At 41.0% G+C, this 16,498-nt stretch carries 19 protein-coding genes and 1 rRNA gene (1 of these 20 running past the window's edge); 17 read left to right on the forward strand and 3 right to left on the reverse strand.

Annotated elements, in window-relative coordinates; genetic code table 11:
- Positions 1 to 3 precede the first annotated feature (3 nt).
- The 9 genes from rpsK to rpsI all read left to right on the forward strand — a co-directional run bounded on the left by rpsK (position 4) and on the right by rpsI (position 6,694).
- Positions 4 to 393 (forward strand): 30S ribosomal protein S11, encoded by a 390-nt coding sequence (gene rpsK, locus QNH43_RS00840; protein ID WP_028390438.1) that lies wholly within the window; start codon positions 4 to 6, stop codon positions 391 to 393.
- Positions 394 to 570: 177 nt separating this feature from the next.
- Entirely contained in the window at positions 571 to 1,515 is a 945-nt protein-coding gene (locus tag QNH43_RS00845; protein WP_034304976.1) for a DNA-directed RNA polymerase subunit alpha, read from the forward strand.
- A gap of 83 nt (positions 1,516 to 1,598) precedes the next feature.
- A complete protein-coding gene (gene rplQ, locus QNH43_RS00850; RefSeq protein ID WP_034304973.1) occupies positions 1,599 to 1,961 on the forward strand; it encodes a 50S ribosomal protein L17 in 363 nt (120 codons plus the stop codon).
- A 381-nt stretch (positions 1,962 to 2,342) separates the two neighbouring features.
- On the forward strand, positions 2,343 to 3,182 hold the full coding sequence (locus QNH43_RS00855; RefSeq protein ID WP_283918263.1) for an energy-coupling factor ABC transporter ATP-binding protein: 840 nt from the start codon (positions 2,343 to 2,345) through the stop codon (positions 3,180 to 3,182).
- Positions 3,158 to 4,024, forward strand: coding sequence for an energy-coupling factor ABC transporter ATP-binding protein (locus QNH43_RS00860; protein ID WP_283916491.1), 867 nt, complete (start codon positions 3,158 to 3,160; stop codon positions 4,022 to 4,024). The genes QNH43_RS00855 and QNH43_RS00860 overlap by 25 nt, the downstream gene beginning before the upstream one ends.
- On the forward strand, positions 4,024 to 4,821 hold the full coding sequence (locus tag QNH43_RS00865; protein WP_076372851.1) for an energy-coupling factor transporter transmembrane component T family protein: 798 nt from the start codon (positions 4,024 to 4,026) through the stop codon (positions 4,819 to 4,821). Before QNH43_RS00860 ends, QNH43_RS00865 begins: the two co-directional genes overlap by 1 nt.
- A 14-nt stretch (positions 4,822 to 4,835) precedes the next feature.
- Complete coding sequence (gene truA, locus QNH43_RS00870; protein ID WP_076372849.1) at positions 4,836 to 5,576, forward strand: tRNA pseudouridine(38-40) synthase TruA; 741 nt, start codon at positions 4,836 to 4,838, stop codon at positions 5,574 to 5,576.
- A gap of 267 nt (positions 5,577 to 5,843) precedes the next feature.
- On the forward strand, positions 5,844 to 6,281 hold the full coding sequence (rplM, locus tag QNH43_RS00875; protein ID WP_034304960.1) for a 50S ribosomal protein L13: 438 nt from the start codon (positions 5,844 to 5,846) through the stop codon (positions 6,279 to 6,281).
- Positions 6,282 to 6,301: 20 nt separating this feature from the next.
- Positions 6,302 to 6,694 (forward strand): 30S ribosomal protein S9, encoded by a 393-nt coding sequence (gene rpsI / locus QNH43_RS00880; protein ID WP_034304957.1) that lies wholly within the window; start codon positions 6,302 to 6,304, stop codon positions 6,692 to 6,694.
- A 169-nt stretch (positions 6,695 to 6,863) separates the two neighbouring features.
- Here rpsI and QNH43_RS00885 read toward each other — a convergent pair whose 3' ends face one another.
- Positions 6,864 to 8,318 carry a DHA2 family efflux MFS transporter permease subunit gene (locus QNH43_RS00885; RefSeq protein ID WP_283916492.1) on the reverse strand — a complete coding sequence of 485 codons (1,455 nt, stop codon included), beginning with the start codon at positions 8,316 to 8,318 and terminating at the stop codon, positions 6,864 to 6,866.
- Between the two features lie 170 nt (positions 8,319 to 8,488).
- Here QNH43_RS00885 and QNH43_RS00890 point away from each other — a divergent pair, with 170 nt between their 5' ends.
- From QNH43_RS00890 to QNH43_RS00910, 5 genes are all read left to right on the forward strand, one after another.
- A complete protein-coding gene (locus tag QNH43_RS00890; protein WP_283916493.1) occupies positions 8,489 to 9,037 on the forward strand; it encodes a TetR/AcrR family transcriptional regulator in 549 nt (182 codons plus the stop codon).
- Positions 9,038 to 9,307: 270 nt separating this feature from the next.
- Positions 9,308 to 9,838 carry an ECF transporter S component gene (locus QNH43_RS00895; protein ID WP_076372843.1) on the forward strand — a complete coding sequence of 177 codons (531 nt, stop codon included), beginning with the start codon at positions 9,308 to 9,310 and terminating at the stop codon, positions 9,836 to 9,838.
- A 580-nt stretch (positions 9,839 to 10,418) separates the two neighbouring features.
- Positions 10,419 to 10,844 carry a DUF2521 family protein gene (locus QNH43_RS00900; RefSeq protein WP_101225882.1) on the forward strand — a complete coding sequence of 142 codons (426 nt, stop codon included), beginning with the start codon at positions 10,419 to 10,421 and terminating at the stop codon, positions 10,842 to 10,844.
- Positions 10,845 to 10,927: 83 nt separating this feature from the next.
- Complete coding sequence (gene cwlD, locus QNH43_RS00905; protein WP_283916494.1) at positions 10,928 to 11,644, forward strand: N-acetylmuramoyl-L-alanine amidase CwlD; 717 nt, start codon at positions 10,928 to 10,930, stop codon at positions 11,642 to 11,644.
- A gap of 140 nt (positions 11,645 to 11,784) precedes the next feature.
- Positions 11,785 to 12,843, forward strand: coding sequence for an Mrp/NBP35 family ATP-binding protein (locus tag QNH43_RS00910; protein ID WP_283916495.1), 1,059 nt, complete (start codon positions 11,785 to 11,787; stop codon positions 12,841 to 12,843).
- Positions 12,844 to 12,888: 45 nt separating this feature from the next.
- Here the strand turns inward: QNH43_RS00910 and gerD are convergent, their stop codons facing one another.
- Positions 12,889 to 13,449, reverse strand: a complete 561-nt coding sequence (gene gerD, locus QNH43_RS00915) for a spore germination lipoprotein GerD (protein ID WP_283916496.1) — start codon at positions 13,447 to 13,449, stop codon at positions 12,889 to 12,891.
- A 137-nt stretch (positions 13,450 to 13,586) separates the two neighbouring features.
- On the opposite strand from gerD, the gene QNH43_RS00920 reads away from it, so the two are divergent.
- Positions 13,587 to 14,267, forward strand: a complete 681-nt coding sequence (locus tag QNH43_RS00920) for a KinB-signaling pathway activation protein (RefSeq protein ID WP_283916497.1) — start codon at positions 13,587 to 13,589, stop codon at positions 14,265 to 14,267.
- A gap of 93 nt (positions 14,268 to 14,360) precedes the next feature.
- Here QNH43_RS00920 and pdaB read toward each other — a convergent pair whose 3' ends face one another.
- The gene (pdaB, locus tag QNH43_RS00925) at positions 14,361 to 15,113 is read right to left on the reverse strand and encodes a polysaccharide deacetylase family sporulation protein PdaB (protein WP_283916498.1); all 753 of its coding nucleotides are present in this window, start codon (positions 15,111 to 15,113) and stop codon (positions 14,361 to 14,363) included.
- Between the two features lie 130 nt (positions 15,114 to 15,243).
- On the opposite strand from pdaB, the gene QNH43_RS00930 reads away from it, so the two are divergent.
- Both QNH43_RS00930 and QNH43_RS00935 read left to right on the forward strand, forming a co-directional pair.
- Positions 15,244 to 15,480: a hypothetical protein gene (locus QNH43_RS00930; protein WP_283916499.1), complete on the forward strand. Its 237-nt coding sequence runs from the start codon at positions 15,244 to 15,246 to the stop codon at positions 15,478 to 15,480.
- Between the two features lie 278 nt (positions 15,481 to 15,758).
- Positions 15,759 to 16,498 (forward strand): 16S ribosomal RNA (locus tag QNH43_RS00935) (it continues 811 nt past the right edge of the window).

The raw sequence follows: 16,498 nt of genomic DNA on the forward strand, positions 1-16,498 counted from the left end.
TTCATGGCACGTAAAACTAATACACGTAAACGTCGTGTGAAAAAGAATATAGAAACTGGTATTGCTCATATTCGTTCAACATTCAATAACACTATCGTTACGATCACTGACTCTCATGGTAATGCTATTTCTTGGTCAAGTGCTGGAGCTCTAGGATTCCGTGGATCTCGTAAATCCACTCCATTCGCTGCACAAATGGCTGCTGAAACAGCTGCTAAAACATCAATTGAACATGGTATGAAAACTCTTGAAGTTACAGTTAAAGGACCTGGTGCTGGACGTGAGGCTGCAATTCGTGCACTTCAAGCTGCTGGCCTAGAAGTAACTGCAATTAAAGATGTAACTCCAGTTCCACATAACGGATGCCGTCCACCAAAACGTCGCCGTGTTTAATTTTTCTGTATAGATTTTGTATTCCTGTCAATAATGGGATATAATACTGAGTTTGCGTTCTTACAGAGGATTAATTTTCAGTTGTTGCGCACAGCGGGAACGTATACATGGGGAATTTCGGTTTAAGTGACTTCGTTTACTTGCCGGGGTTTTGACGTTTTGAAGGAGGGTTTATTGATGATCGAAATAGAAAAACCAAAAATCGAAACGGTTGAAATCAACGACGATACCAAATACGGTAAATTCGTCGTAGAGCCACTAGAGCGTGGGTATGGTACTACATTGGGTAACTCCTTACGTCGTATCCTTTTATCCTCACTCCCAGGTGCTGCTGTCACAGCTATACAAATTGATGGAGTGCTACATGAGTTCTCAACAATTGAAGGCGTCGTGGAAGATGTAACATCTATCATTCTTAATGTGAAAAAACTAGCTCTTAAGATTTACTCTGATGAAGAGAAGACGCTGGAAATTGACGTTCAAGGTGACGGAGTCATCACGGCTGCTGATATCACTCATGATAGTGATGTAGAAATTCTTAATCCGGATTTATATATTGCTACAATTGGTAAAAACGGTCATATGCGTATGCGTTTATCTGCACGTCGCGGCCGCGGCTACACTCCTGCTGTTCAAAACAAGAGAGAAGACCAGCCAATTGGTGTAATTCCAATCGATGCTCTTTACACTCCGGTTTCACGCGTATCTTTCCAAGTTGAAAATACACGTGTTGGACAGTTGTCTAACTTTGACAAGTTAACGTTCGATGTTTGGACTGATGGCAGTACTGGTCCGCAAGAAGCGGTAGCACTTGGAGCTAAGATTTTAACAGAGCATTTGAATATCTTTGTTGGTTTAACCGATGAAGCTCAAAATGCTGAAATCATGGTTGAAAAAGAAGAAGATCAAAAAGAAAAAGTTCTTGAGATGACGATCGAAGAATTAGACCTTTCTGTTCGTTCTTACAACTGCTTGAAACGTGCTGGAATCAATACCGTTCAAGAGCTAGCTCATAAAACGGAAGAAGATATGATGAAAGTACGTAATCTAGGTCGTAAATCACTTGAAGAAGTGAAAGCGAAACTAGAAGAATTAGGCTTAGGTCTTCGTAAAGACGACTGATAACATGGCGGAATCAATCCATTATGTTGTGAGCCTTGTTATGGACACACAATATAGAACTTCAACAAAGGAGGGAATCTCTAATGGGTTACAGAAAGTTAGGACGCACTAGCGCACAACGTAAAGCATTACTTCGTGATTTAGCTACGGATCTTATTATCCATGAGCGCATTGAAACTACTGAAGCACGTGCAAAAGAATTACGTTCTGTAGTAGATAAAATGATCACTCTTGGTAAACGTGGTGACTTGCATGCACGCCGTCAAGCTGCATCTTTCATCCGTAACGAAATCGCTGACGCTGAGAATGGCACAGATGCCCTTCAAAAACTATTCAGTGACGTGGCTCCACGTTATGAAGAACGTCAAGGTGGATACACTCGTATCATGAAAGTTGGTCCACGCCGCGGTGACGGTGCACCAGTCGTGGTTATTGAATTAGTTTAATAACAACGATGAAAAAGGGCGGGACAAATGAATATACTCACTTGTTCTATGCCCTTTTTCTTTTTTTAAAATAGAAATTCTTTCATCTAGAAATTCGCATTGAGTGTTACGATGGCTGGCGGAACCTGTATTATGCAGGGAGCCTTCACGTCTAGCTCAAGCATCCCTTCCCGCTTTTGATAAGCGATTATAAGATAACCTGTTTTTCGTAACAGGCCCGCTGTTAGCTGCTCTTAATTTACCGAAAATTCTTTCGGTGGAAGGGGTGCAGCGTTTTTTTATATTTTCAGAAGGAAAAACGACTCTATATTTATATTTATATTTATATTGAGTGAGCAGAGTTTAGTTTAGACGAGTGCAGTCGAGGATGAGGAGGGCCACATAATGAAGAAGCTGGTTTCTTTAAAAAATATTGTTTTTAAATATGAGGGTCAGTCTCGAAACGCCTTGGATGATGTTTCTTTTGATATTCATCAGGGGGAGTGGCTTGCGATTGTCGGACATAATGGCTCTGGCAAGTCGACATTAGCAAAGTTACTGAATGGTCTTCAGTTCGCTAACTCAGGTACCATTACGATTAATGATCAACTTTTGACAGAAGAATCCGTTTGGGATGTACGCCAGAAAATTGGCATGGTTTTTCAAAACCCAGATAATCAATTTGTAGGCACTACAGTTCAGGATGATGTGGCTTTTGGTTTAGAAAACGCCGGTGTTTCTCAGCAGGTTATGGTGGAGCGTGTTCATGGTGCGTTAAATAAGGTTAAAATGAATGCCTTTCTTAATCAAGAGCCGCACCATCTATCCGGCGGTCAAAAGCAAAGAGTGGCCATAGCAGGTGTAATAGCCTTGCAGCCAGACATAATCATCTTAGATGAAGCAACCTCCATGCTTGACCCAAGAGGCCGTGAAGAAGTGCTTGAAACAGTTAGGGAATTGAAACAGGAAAACGAGATCACTGTCATATCAATCACCCATGATCTTGAGGAAGCTGCCAAAGCCGATCGAATGATAGTCATAAACCAAGGTCGGTTATATCGTGAAGGGCCGCCTCAGGATATTTTTGAGTTAGAGGAAGAATTGATTGCTCTTGGTCTGGATATTCCCTTTTCAGTGAAACTAACCAAGGAGTTACAAAAAAATGGTGTTCGTGTAGTTGATGGGCATTTGACAGAGGAAGAGTTGGTGAAGGATTTATGCGAATTACACTCGATGATGTAGAATACCGCTATCAGGTGAATACTCCTTTTGAACATCTAGCCCTTCATGATGTCAATATTTCAATGGAGCCGGGATCCTATACCGCAATCATCGGGCATACAGGGTCCGGGAAATCCACGCTACTGCAGCATTTGAATGCTCTTTTAAAACCGACGAAGGGTCGTGTTTTCATTGGGGATCGGACGATTGAAGCCGGAAGAAAAGAAAAGGCTTTGCGGCCAATAAGACAAAAGGTCGGAATTGTTTTTCAGTTTCCGGAACATCAGTTATTTGATGAAACGGTTGAAAAGGATATATGTTTCGGACCTATGAATTTTGGCCTTTCTGAAAACGATGCTAAGCAACTGGCCAGGAAAGCCATCGCGCAAGTCGGATTGAATGAGGAAATTCTTGAAAAATCTCCATTCGACTTATCCGGCGGACAAATGCGACGGGTCGCCATCGCTGGGGTACTTGCCATGGAGCCGGAAGTATTGGTTCTTGATGAGCCCACAGCGGGTCTGGATCCGCGGGGACGCAAAGAAATCATGGATATGTTTTATGATCTGCATAAAGCAAGGGGCATTTCAACGATTCTTGTGACACATAGCATGGAGGATGCAGCCAAGTACGCGGATGACATCATTATCATGCACAAGGGTACGGTGTTCAAAAAAGGAACACCCCAGGAAATTTTCGCAGAGCCGGAGCAATTAATGGAGCTTGGCCTGGATGTTCCTGATACGGTCCGTTTTCAGCTAAAGCTCCAGAAGGAACTTGGTGTTCGATTTGATCATCCATGTCTTAATATCGGAGATTTAGCGATAGAAATAGATAAAGTCATGAAACGGGGGAACCGCTGATGCTGGATAAAATGATTATCGGGCGTTATGTCCCTGCAAATTCACTGATGCACAAGATGGACCCAAGGGCTAAATTGCTCCTCGTGTTCCTGTTTGTTTGTGTCGTCTTTTTGGCGAATAATGTCGTTTCTTACGGTTTGCTTGCTGTATTCACGATCCTTTTGATCAGTATTTCCAAAATACCGCTTCGCTATCTTTATAATGGGTTAAAACCAATCTTTTTCTTGATCGTATTTACATTCCTTCTCCATATATTTTTTACGAAAGAGGGGGAATTGCTTTTTGAATACGGTTGGTTTGAAATCTATGAAGGCGGCCTGATTCAAGGTTTTTTCATATCCGTTAGATTTACTTTACTAATCCTTGTTACGTCACTTTTAACTTTGACGACATCCCCGATATCCATTACAGATGGGATGGAAGAGCTGTTGGGGCCCTTGAAAAAGTGGAAGATGCCTGTACATGAACTGGCATTGATGATGTCAATTGCCCTTCGTTTCATTCCAACGCTAATGGAGGAAACGGAAAAAATCATGAAGGCCCAAACTGCAAGGGGCGTTGACTTTTCTTCTGGCCCGATAAAGGAAAGGGTTAAATCGATTGTACCGCTGCTTGTTCCTTTATTTGTCAGTTCGTTCAAACGGGCGGAGGAATTGGCAACTGCCATGGAATCAAGAGGATACCGTGGCGGGGAAGGCCGCACGAAATATCGCCAATTGGACTGGAAGACGAGTGATAGTCTTTTGATGGTCTCGATAGGTGTTCTAACGGTCATGTTATTTTTATTACGTTCATAATAAGGAAGAGAACTATGCCAAAATATAAATGTGTGATCGCTTATGACGGCACGGATTTTGCTGGTTATCAGGTGCAGCCAGAGAAACGCACCATACAAAGTGAATTCGAGGCAGTCTTGGCCCAAATGCATAAAGGCACAATTATAAAAGTGACTGCTTCAGGCAGGACAGACTCAGGGGTCCATGCAAAGGGGCAGGTGCTTCACTTTGAATCGCCCCTTACATTCCCTACTGAAAATTGGGTAAAGGCGTTCAGCGCCCTTCTTCCGACCGATATCATCGTTCTGGAAGTCGATATCGTACCTGACGATTTTCATGCGAGGTTCCATACGACTGGGAAAGAGTACCGTTATATCATCGCCCGTTCGAAACTACGGGATCCGTTTAAGCGGAATTACGCCTATCATTATCCCTACCCATTAGATGGGGAGGCGATGAGGGAAGCAATCTCCTATTTGATAGGGACACATGACTTTACAAGTTTTTGTTCGGCAAAAACGGAAGTGGTCGATAAAGTTCGAACCATAAAAGAAATGGATTTTGAAGAGAGCGATGATTTCATGGTTTTCCGCTTCGTTGGCGAAGGTTTCTTGTATAATATGGTGCGTATCTTGGTTGGGACGCTCCTGGATGTCGGCAGCGGCAAGATGTCACCCCGTGACATGAGCGGGATTTTGGAAAAGAAGGACCGCAGTTTTGCAGGGAAAACAGCGCCAGCCCAAGGCTTATATTTATGGAAAGTATTTTACAAATAAAAATATTTCCGAAGTGATACCAGTTTTTTTACAACCGGGAAACGGGATGAAGTCAGTAATGGAGCGGTTTTTCGCTATACTACCCTTTTCATGGAGTTGCAGAGAGTGTTTTATAGACAACTTATCCTAGTGTAACATTCCCTTGACAATGAATATGGGAGAAGTTAATATAATATGGTATGTATTTTAATCCCACGATAAGCCCCGGAAGTTTATTGTGATTGAAAATAAATATAAAAAATTAAAAAGTTTTTTAGGAGGTTAACCATGCGTACGACATTTATGGCGAAAGCTAATGAAGTAGAACGTAAATGGTATGTGATTGACGCTGAAGGCAAAACTTTGGGTCGCCTTTCTACTGAAGTAGCATCCATCTTACGTGGTAAACATAAACCAACTTTTACACCGAACATTGACACTGGTGATCATGTAATTCTTATCAATGTTGAAAAAATCCACTTGACTGGTAAAAAATTGACAGACAAAATTTACTACCGTCACACTATGCATCCAGGCGGTCTTAAAACTAGAACTGCTCTTGAAATGCGTACAAACTACCCTGAGAGAATGCTTGAACTTGCTATCAAAGGTATGCTTCCAAAGAATTCTCTTGGTCGTCAAATCTACAAAAAATTACACGTATACGCTGGAGCTGAGCACCCACACGCTGCTCAACAACCAGAAGTATACGAATTACGCGGATAATTACTAAGGAGGTTACTATCTTGGCACAAGTTCAATATTATGGTACTGGTCGCCGTAAGAGCTCAGTAGCTCGTGTACGTTTAGTACCAGGCGAAGGTCGCATCGTTATTAACGGTCGTGACATCAATGAATATATTCCTTTCGCAGCATTACGTGAAGTTGTTAACCAACCACTAGTTGCAACAGAAACTACTGGAAATTACGACGTTCTAGTAAACGTTAGCGGTGGTGGATACACTGGTCAAGCTGGAGCAATCCGTCACGGTATCGCTCGTGCATTGCTACAAGTTGATCCAGAATACCGTCCATCTCTTAAAACTGCTGGTTTACTAACTCGTGACCCACGTATGAAAGAACGTAAAAAATACGGTCTTAAAGGCGCACGTCGTGCACCTCAGTTCTCAAAACGTTAATTCTATTACCGTTTCGAAAGGCTCTCAACCATTTTGGTTGGGGGTCTTTTTTTATCCGGAAAAAGATGTTGATCACAGCACGGACCATGAACTTATATATTAAAAATAATAAAGCATATCTGGGATATCCCAGATATGCTTTATTTTAAAGATTGCATTGTTGTCGATTTTAGTTAGGGGATTCACTTTCACTTTTTTTAATTGCGGCTTTTTTCGGCATAAAGCATGCAAAAATTAACGCCACAAAAGATAGGATTAACATGAAAACATAGGCACCACTTGAGCCAAAGATAGAAGCCAATGCCTCTAGTTGTATATCTGTAATGTTTTCATTTTGCATTGATAGCTCAGAGGCATGTGAAGTTGCTTGCATTGTATATACTGTGACGACAACGGCTGTTCCAATAGCACCTGACAATTGGCGGATGGTATTATTTACAGCTGAACCATGGGAACACAATTCTCCTGGTAAAGCATTCAATCCTGCTGTATTTAAAGGCATGGTAATAAAGCTTAATCCAATCCGTAATAAAATGGTACGAACCATTAAATAGATATAGGTTGTGGATTCGTTTAGATCTATGACTCCCCACATAGAAACAATGATAAATACTAAACCTGTAATAAAGAGTGGTTTAGCACCGTATTTATCATACATTTTACCAGTGACAGGGGACAAGAAGGCGTTGATCACAGCTCCTGGCAATAACAGTAAACCTGCTTCAAATGCTGTAAAGCCCCGTCCATTCTGCAAGTAAATTGGTAAAAGAATTAAATCCGCATACATAATCATCGTAATGAGTACATTGATGAAAGATGTGAGCGTGAAAACTTTGTATTTAAATACAGATAAATTCAATAATGGATAGCTGGATTTCATTTGACGTAAACAGAATAGAGCCGTCACGATTATTCCGGCGATAATTGTAGTAATGATAATGGGATTATCCCATCCCTTGTTTCCGGCGCTGCTAAATCCAAATAATATGCAGCCAAAACCAATCGTTGATAAAATGACACTTTTGGTATCTAATTTTGCTTTTGTTGTCTCTGCAACATTCATTAAATATTTGAACGCTAGAACAATGACGATTATGATAAATGGGGTTAACCCAATAAACAACCATCTCCATGAAACATATTCAATGATAAAACCAGATAATGTAGGTGCTATGGCTGGAGCAAAAATTATCGCAAAGCCGATTGTCCCCATAATACTTCCACGCTTTTCGCTAGGATATAAATATAAAATGACTGTCATCATTAGAGGCATTATAATCCCGGCACCAATTGCTTGAATCATTCTTCCCGTTAACAGCATGCCAAAATTCACCGCACATGCACTAAGTGCAGATCCGATTAACAAAAAGAACATCGAGCTAATAAATAGCTGCCTTGTTGCAAACCGTTTCATTAAAAAAGCCGTAATCGGCACTAAAACACCGTTTACTAGCATAAATCCCGTTGATAACCATTGAACAGTTGCAGCAGTTACATGAAATACGTCCATTAAACCACTTAATGCAACATTTAATAAAGTTTGATTTAATGTTGATAAAAAACAGCCAGCAATCAGTACAATTAATAAAATCTTTTTATTTCCTTCTGTTATTTCATTTTTCATTCGTAAACTCCTTTATTTTTGACTTGCATTCTCAACATCGTGTCGATAAAATCGATGGTAACAAAAAAATATGTTGCTTACCATGAACAGTTTTCTTGAAAATGTTCACTAATCGACATAGGAATTTATGCTGTCGAGCAAGTCAAAGAAAATCTATAAAGGAGTTAAAAATGTCTATTCCTAAGAAAGAAGATCCTCGTACGATTCGGTCAAGAGAAATGTTTAAGAACGCTGTCATTGCTCTCTTATCCGAGGACCCTGCCATTTCAAATTTAACGGTTCAGCAAATCGCAGCCAAAGCAGGATTAAACCGGACAACATTTTACCTGCATTATCAGGATATTCAAGATTTACTAACACAAATCACCGATGAGATTTTAAATGAGCTTTCTGATAAAATTTTTGCTTTAATACATGCAAAAGATTTATCAGAAAAACAGCAGCTAACTCAATTACTTGATTATTTATATATCCATCGAAATTATTTACTCATTTTATTTAAGACGAATCAGTTTGAGGAACAATTGTTTACATTATTAAAGCATTTAGTAGAAATAAGAAGGAAGAATACCAAGAAGGATTTACCTGCTGATTATGTTGACATTGATATTAAAACGGCCTCATTGGTAGGCATTATAATATGGTGGTTAAGAAAGGGGCTTCATTTTAGTTCGGATTATATTGCCAACCAAATTTATTTAATGTACAGAGTGCAATGATTCTAAAACCGTTTGAAAGAATCTTGAATTTCATTAAGTCTTTGTTATGCCCTGAATAAAATGAGACCTTATCATGCCATCCATCCCAGTCTTCCAGACTCAATGCAAATGAAACCCGCGGTGAGGGGCTTCAGATGTTGATGATAGTCATGTTCCATTTGTTTACACATGAGTTTATTTATGTAATACTGAATTTTTTGTGAAATCCATATTTATTAAGTTCCTGTTTAGGAGTATGATAATACTTAAAAAAAAGAAAGAGGACTTCATATGAATTCAACATACTCACCGATTGAAACTACTAAAACAAAAGCTTTGGTCATCAATGCGCTATTCATTGCATTAACCCTTGTAGCGACAATGTTCATCAACATCAAGCTCCCGATAATGGGTAACGGCGGCCTGATCCATCTGGGTAACGTTCCCCTTTTTATAGCTGCTTTGGTTTATGGCAAAAAAACAGGAGCGATAGCAGGCGCCTTCGGTATGGCCTTCTTCGATCTTTTCTCTGGTTGGGCAGCATGGGCACCGTTTACATTCGTCATCGTAGGAGCAATGGGCTATCTAGCCGGTCTTATATCCGAAAGGGTACCGGGCAAAAGAGAACTTGTATACACGATCGCTGTTGCCGTTGCGTTGATCATAAAAATCGTCGGCTATTATTTTGTCGAAGTTATTCTTTATGGTAACTGGATACAGCCATTTGGCTCCATCCCCGGAAACGTGATGCAGGTCGTTATAGCTGGTATAATTGTAGTGCCGCTTGCAGGTCGCTTAAAGAAAAGAGCTGGACAGATATAAACAAAAAATAGGAAGCCATTACAAACTTTGTGTTTGTTGCACCACCTTTGGATGTTGTAAAGCGCTCTGATCCTCAGGCAGTTTAAAAAGGCATCCGGCTAAGTGAGCGGGTAATAAATGAATTCGCTATTATAAAATGTTATATCATTTGAGAAAGGACATCCGTAAACCATGGATGTCCTTTTTATCTTAATGGACTACAAAGCCTGAAGGTCTCATGGAGGAAGGCTGACTTAAGTTTAAGGAAGAACACGACATGAATAATCTGTATTGATCAAGGTCCAAATAGACATGCGCAGTGAGCGACCCAAGTCGGCAAGGTCAGCCTCGGGTAGCTGCCTGAGTGGCGGGTTACGGGAGAAAACTCCAATTTTCTAACATTAAGTTTCTTGTGCAGTCTGCACTTTAACAGGTTTCTTATCATATTGCATATCGATATGCCTTTTTCAATTACCTGCTGAACCTATCCTCATTATTTTTTGCCAATGGAATAAATGAATGGTTCAAAATAGAACGCTAAAACTAAATTATGTCTTGGGAAATAATTTTGGGAAATGGGGAATTGCCCCGGAGGTGAATTATGGCTGTGATATTAGGTTTACAGGAGATGCAAAGGGAAAGGCAATTGAAGTTCGAACGTAGGCTGCTCAGGGAACTTTCTATCGAGGATATGAAGGGAAGGATTCAGCGTTACTTCGGACAGGATCTGATGGATGTTTTGGAGGAAGGCTACTTTGATGTCGCCATCGAGGCTTATTTATTAGGGGCGAACTATAGTAAGTTTGGCTATTATGGTGAGTCGGAAGAAGATGTAAGGTCCAGGTGTTGGAAGGAAGAGAAGTTTTTGGTCGATACTCTTTTTAACTTTATTTTGTATTGGCGGGAAGTTACAGCGAATAACGCTTTCGATGAAGGTTTGTTTTATTGTTGTGAAGGGTTTGTTGGGGATTGGTGGCTGGATGGCTTTAAGACGGGGGAAAAGCGATATAAAATGAAACTGCATTAAGAAGGCAAAAATCCCATTCCTTGTTCTAATTTCATGGTTTGTCCCATACTTTTTAGTAGAGAGACCATGGAAGGGGAAAGGTCATGCGCAGAAAGCTGAAATATACAGGGATTGCTATGGGAATGTTTGTCCTTTTTTTAATTGTGACGTTTAAATTTGTTGAAGATGATTCTTGGGACTCCTGGAACCTTCCTTTGGCAGGTAAGGTCATCATCTTGGATGCAGGTCACGGAGGAATGGACGGCGGGGCAAATGTACAAGAGGTTATGGAAAAGGAAATTGCCCTTTCCGTTTCATTAAAGGTCAGGGACTATTTACAGGAACAGGGTGCCCTTGTCATCATGACACGTGAGAAGGATGAAGATTTAGCAGAGGGAAATACAAAGGGGATCCGCCAGCGAAAACAGGAGGACTTACGGAACCGGGTTGAAATGATCAATGATTCGGAAGCGGACTTATTCTTAAGCATTCATTTGAACTCTTTTCCATCAGCGTCATCGAAAGGTGCCCAGACCTTTTATACAAACAGGTTTGAGGAAAATGAACAGGTGGCAAAATTCATTCAGACTGAAATCATTAGAAACCTGGAAAATACAAAGCGCGATGCCAAAACGATTAATCATGTGTATTTAATGAACTATGCCAAGAAACCGGGGGCTCTTGTGGAAATTGGATTTCTTTCGAATTCCGAGGAAAGGGAACGCCTTATCAGTGATAAGTATCAAGAAAAGGTTGCCAGTTCGATTTATATGGGTATTTTACGGTACTTTACAGAAGAAAAACTATCGGATGAAAAGTGATGTCTGGGTCTTGTAAGGTACAAGGCCTTTTTATTATGGGGAGAATCATCAGGTTTCGCATGCGGGGCAGATAATAAGCTTTCTTTCCGTAATATGTTATACTGAAAAATGGGAAAATAAAATTCAAAGGGGTGCTCGACTTGTTAACAGAAGAGAAAGTACTGAATTTATTAAAGGATCTTAAAGACCCTTTTCTACATAAAAACCTTGAAGAGACAAATGGAATTATAGAAATCAAAATAAAACCTGAAAAGAATCATGTAAGCGTTAAACTTGCGATTGCGAAAACGGGGACTGCCGAACAATTGCAAATGCAATCGGAAGTTGTGGACTTGCTGAAAACGAACGGGGCGGAATCGGTGGGCATCCGTTTCACGGAGCTTTCAGAAGAGGAGTTAGCCAAGCATCGTGAAAGCATTCCTCAGGATGAAGCGGACCATGGTTTGCTTGGACCTAACAGCAAAACACAATTCATCGCGATCGCCAGTGGTAAAGGCGGAGTGGGGAAATCCACGATTTCAGTGAATTTCGCTACTTCACTTGCTCGTTTGGGTAAAAAGGTCGGACTGGTTGATGCCGATATTTATGGATTCAGCGTACCTGATATGATGGGGATAACAAAAAGACCGGTTGTTCGCGGGGAAAAAATCATTCCTGTAGAACGCTTTGGCGTTCAAGTGATCTCAATGGGCTTTTTTGTAGAGGATAACGCTCCGATCATCTGGAGAGGACCGATGCTGGGGAAAATGCTTAACAGTTTCTTTAATGAAGTGGAATGGGGAGATTTGGACTATTTGGTCCTTGACTTACCGCCGGGTACAGGCGATGTTGCTTTGGACGTGCATACGATGCTCCCTTCATGTAAAGAAATCATCGTTACGACACCGCATCCGACTGCAGCCTTCGTTGCGGCAAGAGCAGGTGCCATGGCCATCAAGACAGAACACGAAGTCATTGGTGTCATAGAGAATATGTCATTCTTCGAAAGTAAAACGACCGGTGAAAAAGAGTATGTATTCGGAAAAGGCGGCGGCGTGAAGCTTGCAGAAGAGCTTCGTACAGAAGTTTTAGGTCAACTTCCCCTGCAACAGCCAGATTGGAACGAAGAGGACTTTGCTCCATCCATTTACGCAGCGGACCATAGACTCGGCAGGATTTACGAAGATATTGCCAAAAAGGTCATTGAAAAACTACAATGAAAAAGAAGGCTGATTCCGTTTGGAATCAGCCTCTTTTCATTCTTTTTACTTTTTCTCCTTCTCTACCGCTTTACTGGCCGCTTTATCCAATTTCTCTTGCATTTTCGCTTGAAGGAGGGGACTTTCCATGGTTTCAAGGATCAGCTCTTTATAGACCGACCGCATCTCCTTGGTTTTTAATAACTTATTCATTTCTTTTTCCATATCCGGTTCTTTCATTATTTCCATGAGCATTCCACGATACTGAGGATCAGCAGTTAAGTCCTTCAATACCTTTTTATGTTCGTCTTCTAATGCTTTAGCATAAGCGGAAGCAAATTCGGGATCATTAAATGTCTTTTTCCAAAATTCCTTCCCTTTATCTGAAGTGACAATATCTTCAATGGATTTCTTAATGTCTTCCGAATCCATAATAAGTTCAGCTTTCGTTTTATCATCAGTGATGATATCCTGGATGGCTTTTTTTCCATCATCTGTCTTCAAGATATCGACGACCATTTTCTTTGTCTCTTCATATTCCATTTTTTCTGCGCCTGCTCCATTTTGAGCACAACCGGAACAAACGAGTAAGAATGACGTGAAAAGCAAAGCAACTCCCACTCTCATACGCAGGGCCCCTTTCATCCTTCTTACTGTTAATATGGTTCCAATCGGCGATATTATTCCTTGGTGGAATAAGTGGATTTTTCCAAATTTGGTTGGTACAATTAAGGAAATGAAATAGAAATGTATGGAGGAAAACAATGAACAGCCGTAATTTAGTTAAATTGTTTTTAACAACATTGCTTATAGGTGGCGTAACGGGCGGGGTTGTAGGGTTCTTGGCTCGATGGAGTGAGTTTAAGCCTTATTTTTCTTCTTTTGATATCAGTGCCATCCTATCAACTTTTATTTGGTTATTCGGTGTTGGATTAATTTTCAGTGTCATAAGCCAAGCCGGCTTTTTTGCCTATTTAACGATACATCGTTTTGGTCTGGGGATATTTAAAAGCGCTTACTTATGGAACTCCGTTCAAGTTGTACTTATTCTTTTTGTTGTATTCGATCTTGTTTACCTGCGATATCTTAGCTTTGGTTCAGGAGAGGGGATCAGTTCCTACATCGTGTTAGCATTGGTTGTATTGGCTGCAGGGCTCATTACAGCTTATTTCAAAATGAAACAAACGAATAAACAGTCGTTCATACCGGCCTTATTTTTCATGGTCGTGGTCACCGTTTTGGAGTGGATACCTGTCCTAAGTGCCAATGATGAAAGCTGGCTTTACTTCATGCTGTTTCCGTTGCTAGTCTGCAATGCTTATCAATTATTGGTTCTGAGCAAATTGATTGAACGTTCACAAAGGGAATTGGCCAGTAAAAGAGGGAGTAAGCAAACTCCGGCAAAGGGAAAGATGAAAGCCGGAGAACTGGGTAAAGGCAGCTAACCTATTTGTAAGTCGATCCATACATAAGGAAGTCAAAACAAAAAAACTGCGTACTAAAGGCTCATGAAGACCATTAGTGCGCAGTTTTTTCAGTCAGCGGATTTCCTCACTGCTTGCTGATGAATTGGAAATCATCTCTGAAACGTTTACGAAGTTCAAATTTTTTGATCGAAGTTCACTTATTAACTCCGGTAAAGCCTTATTCGTTTGTTTTGCTGAATCTGAAGCATGTAATAAGATGATATCACCCTTCTGTGCCTTGGTGATGTTCTGAACGATCCGATCCACACCTGGATTGGTCCAATCCTTTGAATCGATGCTCCAATGGACAACTGTATATCCAAAATTCTCGCTGATCTTTAAGAGGCGTTTATCAAAGTGGCCGGTGGGAGCACGTAAAAGTTCTATATTCTTAACATTAAGTTTTTTAAATGCTTCCTGGGCTTTTGAAATATCCCGGATGATTTCTTGATCTTCCATTTCGGAATAATCCTTATAATCGTAACCAAGCATGCCGATTTCATATCCTTCTTTAACAATTTCAGCTACTATGTCCGGATGACGTTCAGCCCAAGATCCCGCGAGGAAAAAAGTGGCGGATTTAATCTTTTCTCTTTTTAATGTCTCTATTATTGGAGCGGCTTTCTCATCACCCCAGCCAATATTGAACGTGATCGAAACATTCTTTTCCCCTTTATAAACCGCTTTCGGCCCATCTTCTGTAGAAAAAACGGGGGCATGTAGAATGTTTTGTACAAAAAGAAACCAAGCGGTAAAAAGTGCCGTAAGCAAAATTAGCGAATAATATTTGATGTTCTTGGCTTGAAGCACCATGAAAAATTTCATTAATCCATCCCCTTGTCCAAAGTACTCTTGTTTCAAATTTATGCGTGAGGATTGTTGTTATGCAAAAAATCAGTTGAAAATTCATAAAATTAGTGGGAATGGGGAAAGCTGTCTGATGGAGGTGTGAACCATGCTCGGTTTATTGATTAATGACAAGGAAAAGATGGAATTGGAGTACCTTTTAAAAAGGGAGATGGATGAAATACTATTCGATTTGCAGGATGACAGAATCGATCACTTAGTCAAAAGGGCTATAAACGAGAAATATAATATTCTTTTCAGGCTGTTTAAAAGGGTGGGCACCGAGGAGGAATGCCTGATGTATATGAGGGGGAAAACGAATTTATCCAAGTGGAATCAGTCATGATATTTAAATGTGAATTATATTCAAAAAATCTATTGACTATTGGTTTATACGCTGGTATATTATAAAAGTTGCTGCAACGTAATAGCTTTTGAAAAAGAATGAAAAAAACTTTTTAAAAAAAGTTGTTGACGAAGTGGTAATAAGATGTTAAGATATTAAAGTCGCTAAGAGAGAGACGGCGAAAAAATTGCTCTTTGAAAACTGAACAAAACAAAGCGCCAACGTTAAATTTTAAGTGAGCACACACTATCAAAAAGCAAATGAGCAAGTCAAACATTTCTTCGGAGAGTTTGATCCTGGCTCAGGACGAACGCTGGCGGCGTGCCTAATACATGCAAGTCGAGCGAATCGACGGGAGCTTGCTCCCTGAGATTAGCGGCGGACGGGTGAGTAACACGTGGGCAACCTGCCTATAAGACTGGGATAACTTCGGGAAACCGGAGCTAATACCGGATACGTTCTTTTCTCGCATGAGAGAAGATGGAAAGACGGTTTACGCTGTCACTTATAGATGGGCCCGCGGCGCATTAGCTAGTTGGTGAGGTAATGGCTCACCAAGGCGACGATGCGTAGCCGACCTGAGAGGGTGATCGGCCACACTGGGACTGAGACACGGCCCAGACTCCTACGGGAGGCAGCAGTAGGGAATCTTCCGCAATGGACGAAAGTCTGACGGAGCAACGCCGCGTGAACGAAGAAGGCCTTCGGGTCGTAAAGTTCTGTTGTTAGGGAAGAACAAGTACCAGAGTAACTGCTGGTACCTTGACGGTACCTAACCAGAAAGCCACGGCTAACTACGTGCCAGCAGCCGCGGTAATACGTAGGTGGCAAGCGTTGTCCGGAATTATTGGGCGTAAAGCGCGCGCAGGTGGTTCCTTAAGTCTGATGTGAAAGCCCACGGCTCAACCGTGGAGGGTCATTGGAAACTGGGGGACTTGAGTGCAGAAGAGGAAAGTGGAATTCCAAGTGTAGCGGTGAAATGCGTAGAGATTTGGAGGAACACCAGTGGCGAAGGCGA

This window comes from Peribacillus simplex, assembly GCF_030123325.1.
Classification (GTDB): Bacteria; Bacillota; Bacilli; order Bacillales; family DSM-1321; genus Peribacillus; species Peribacillus simplex_D.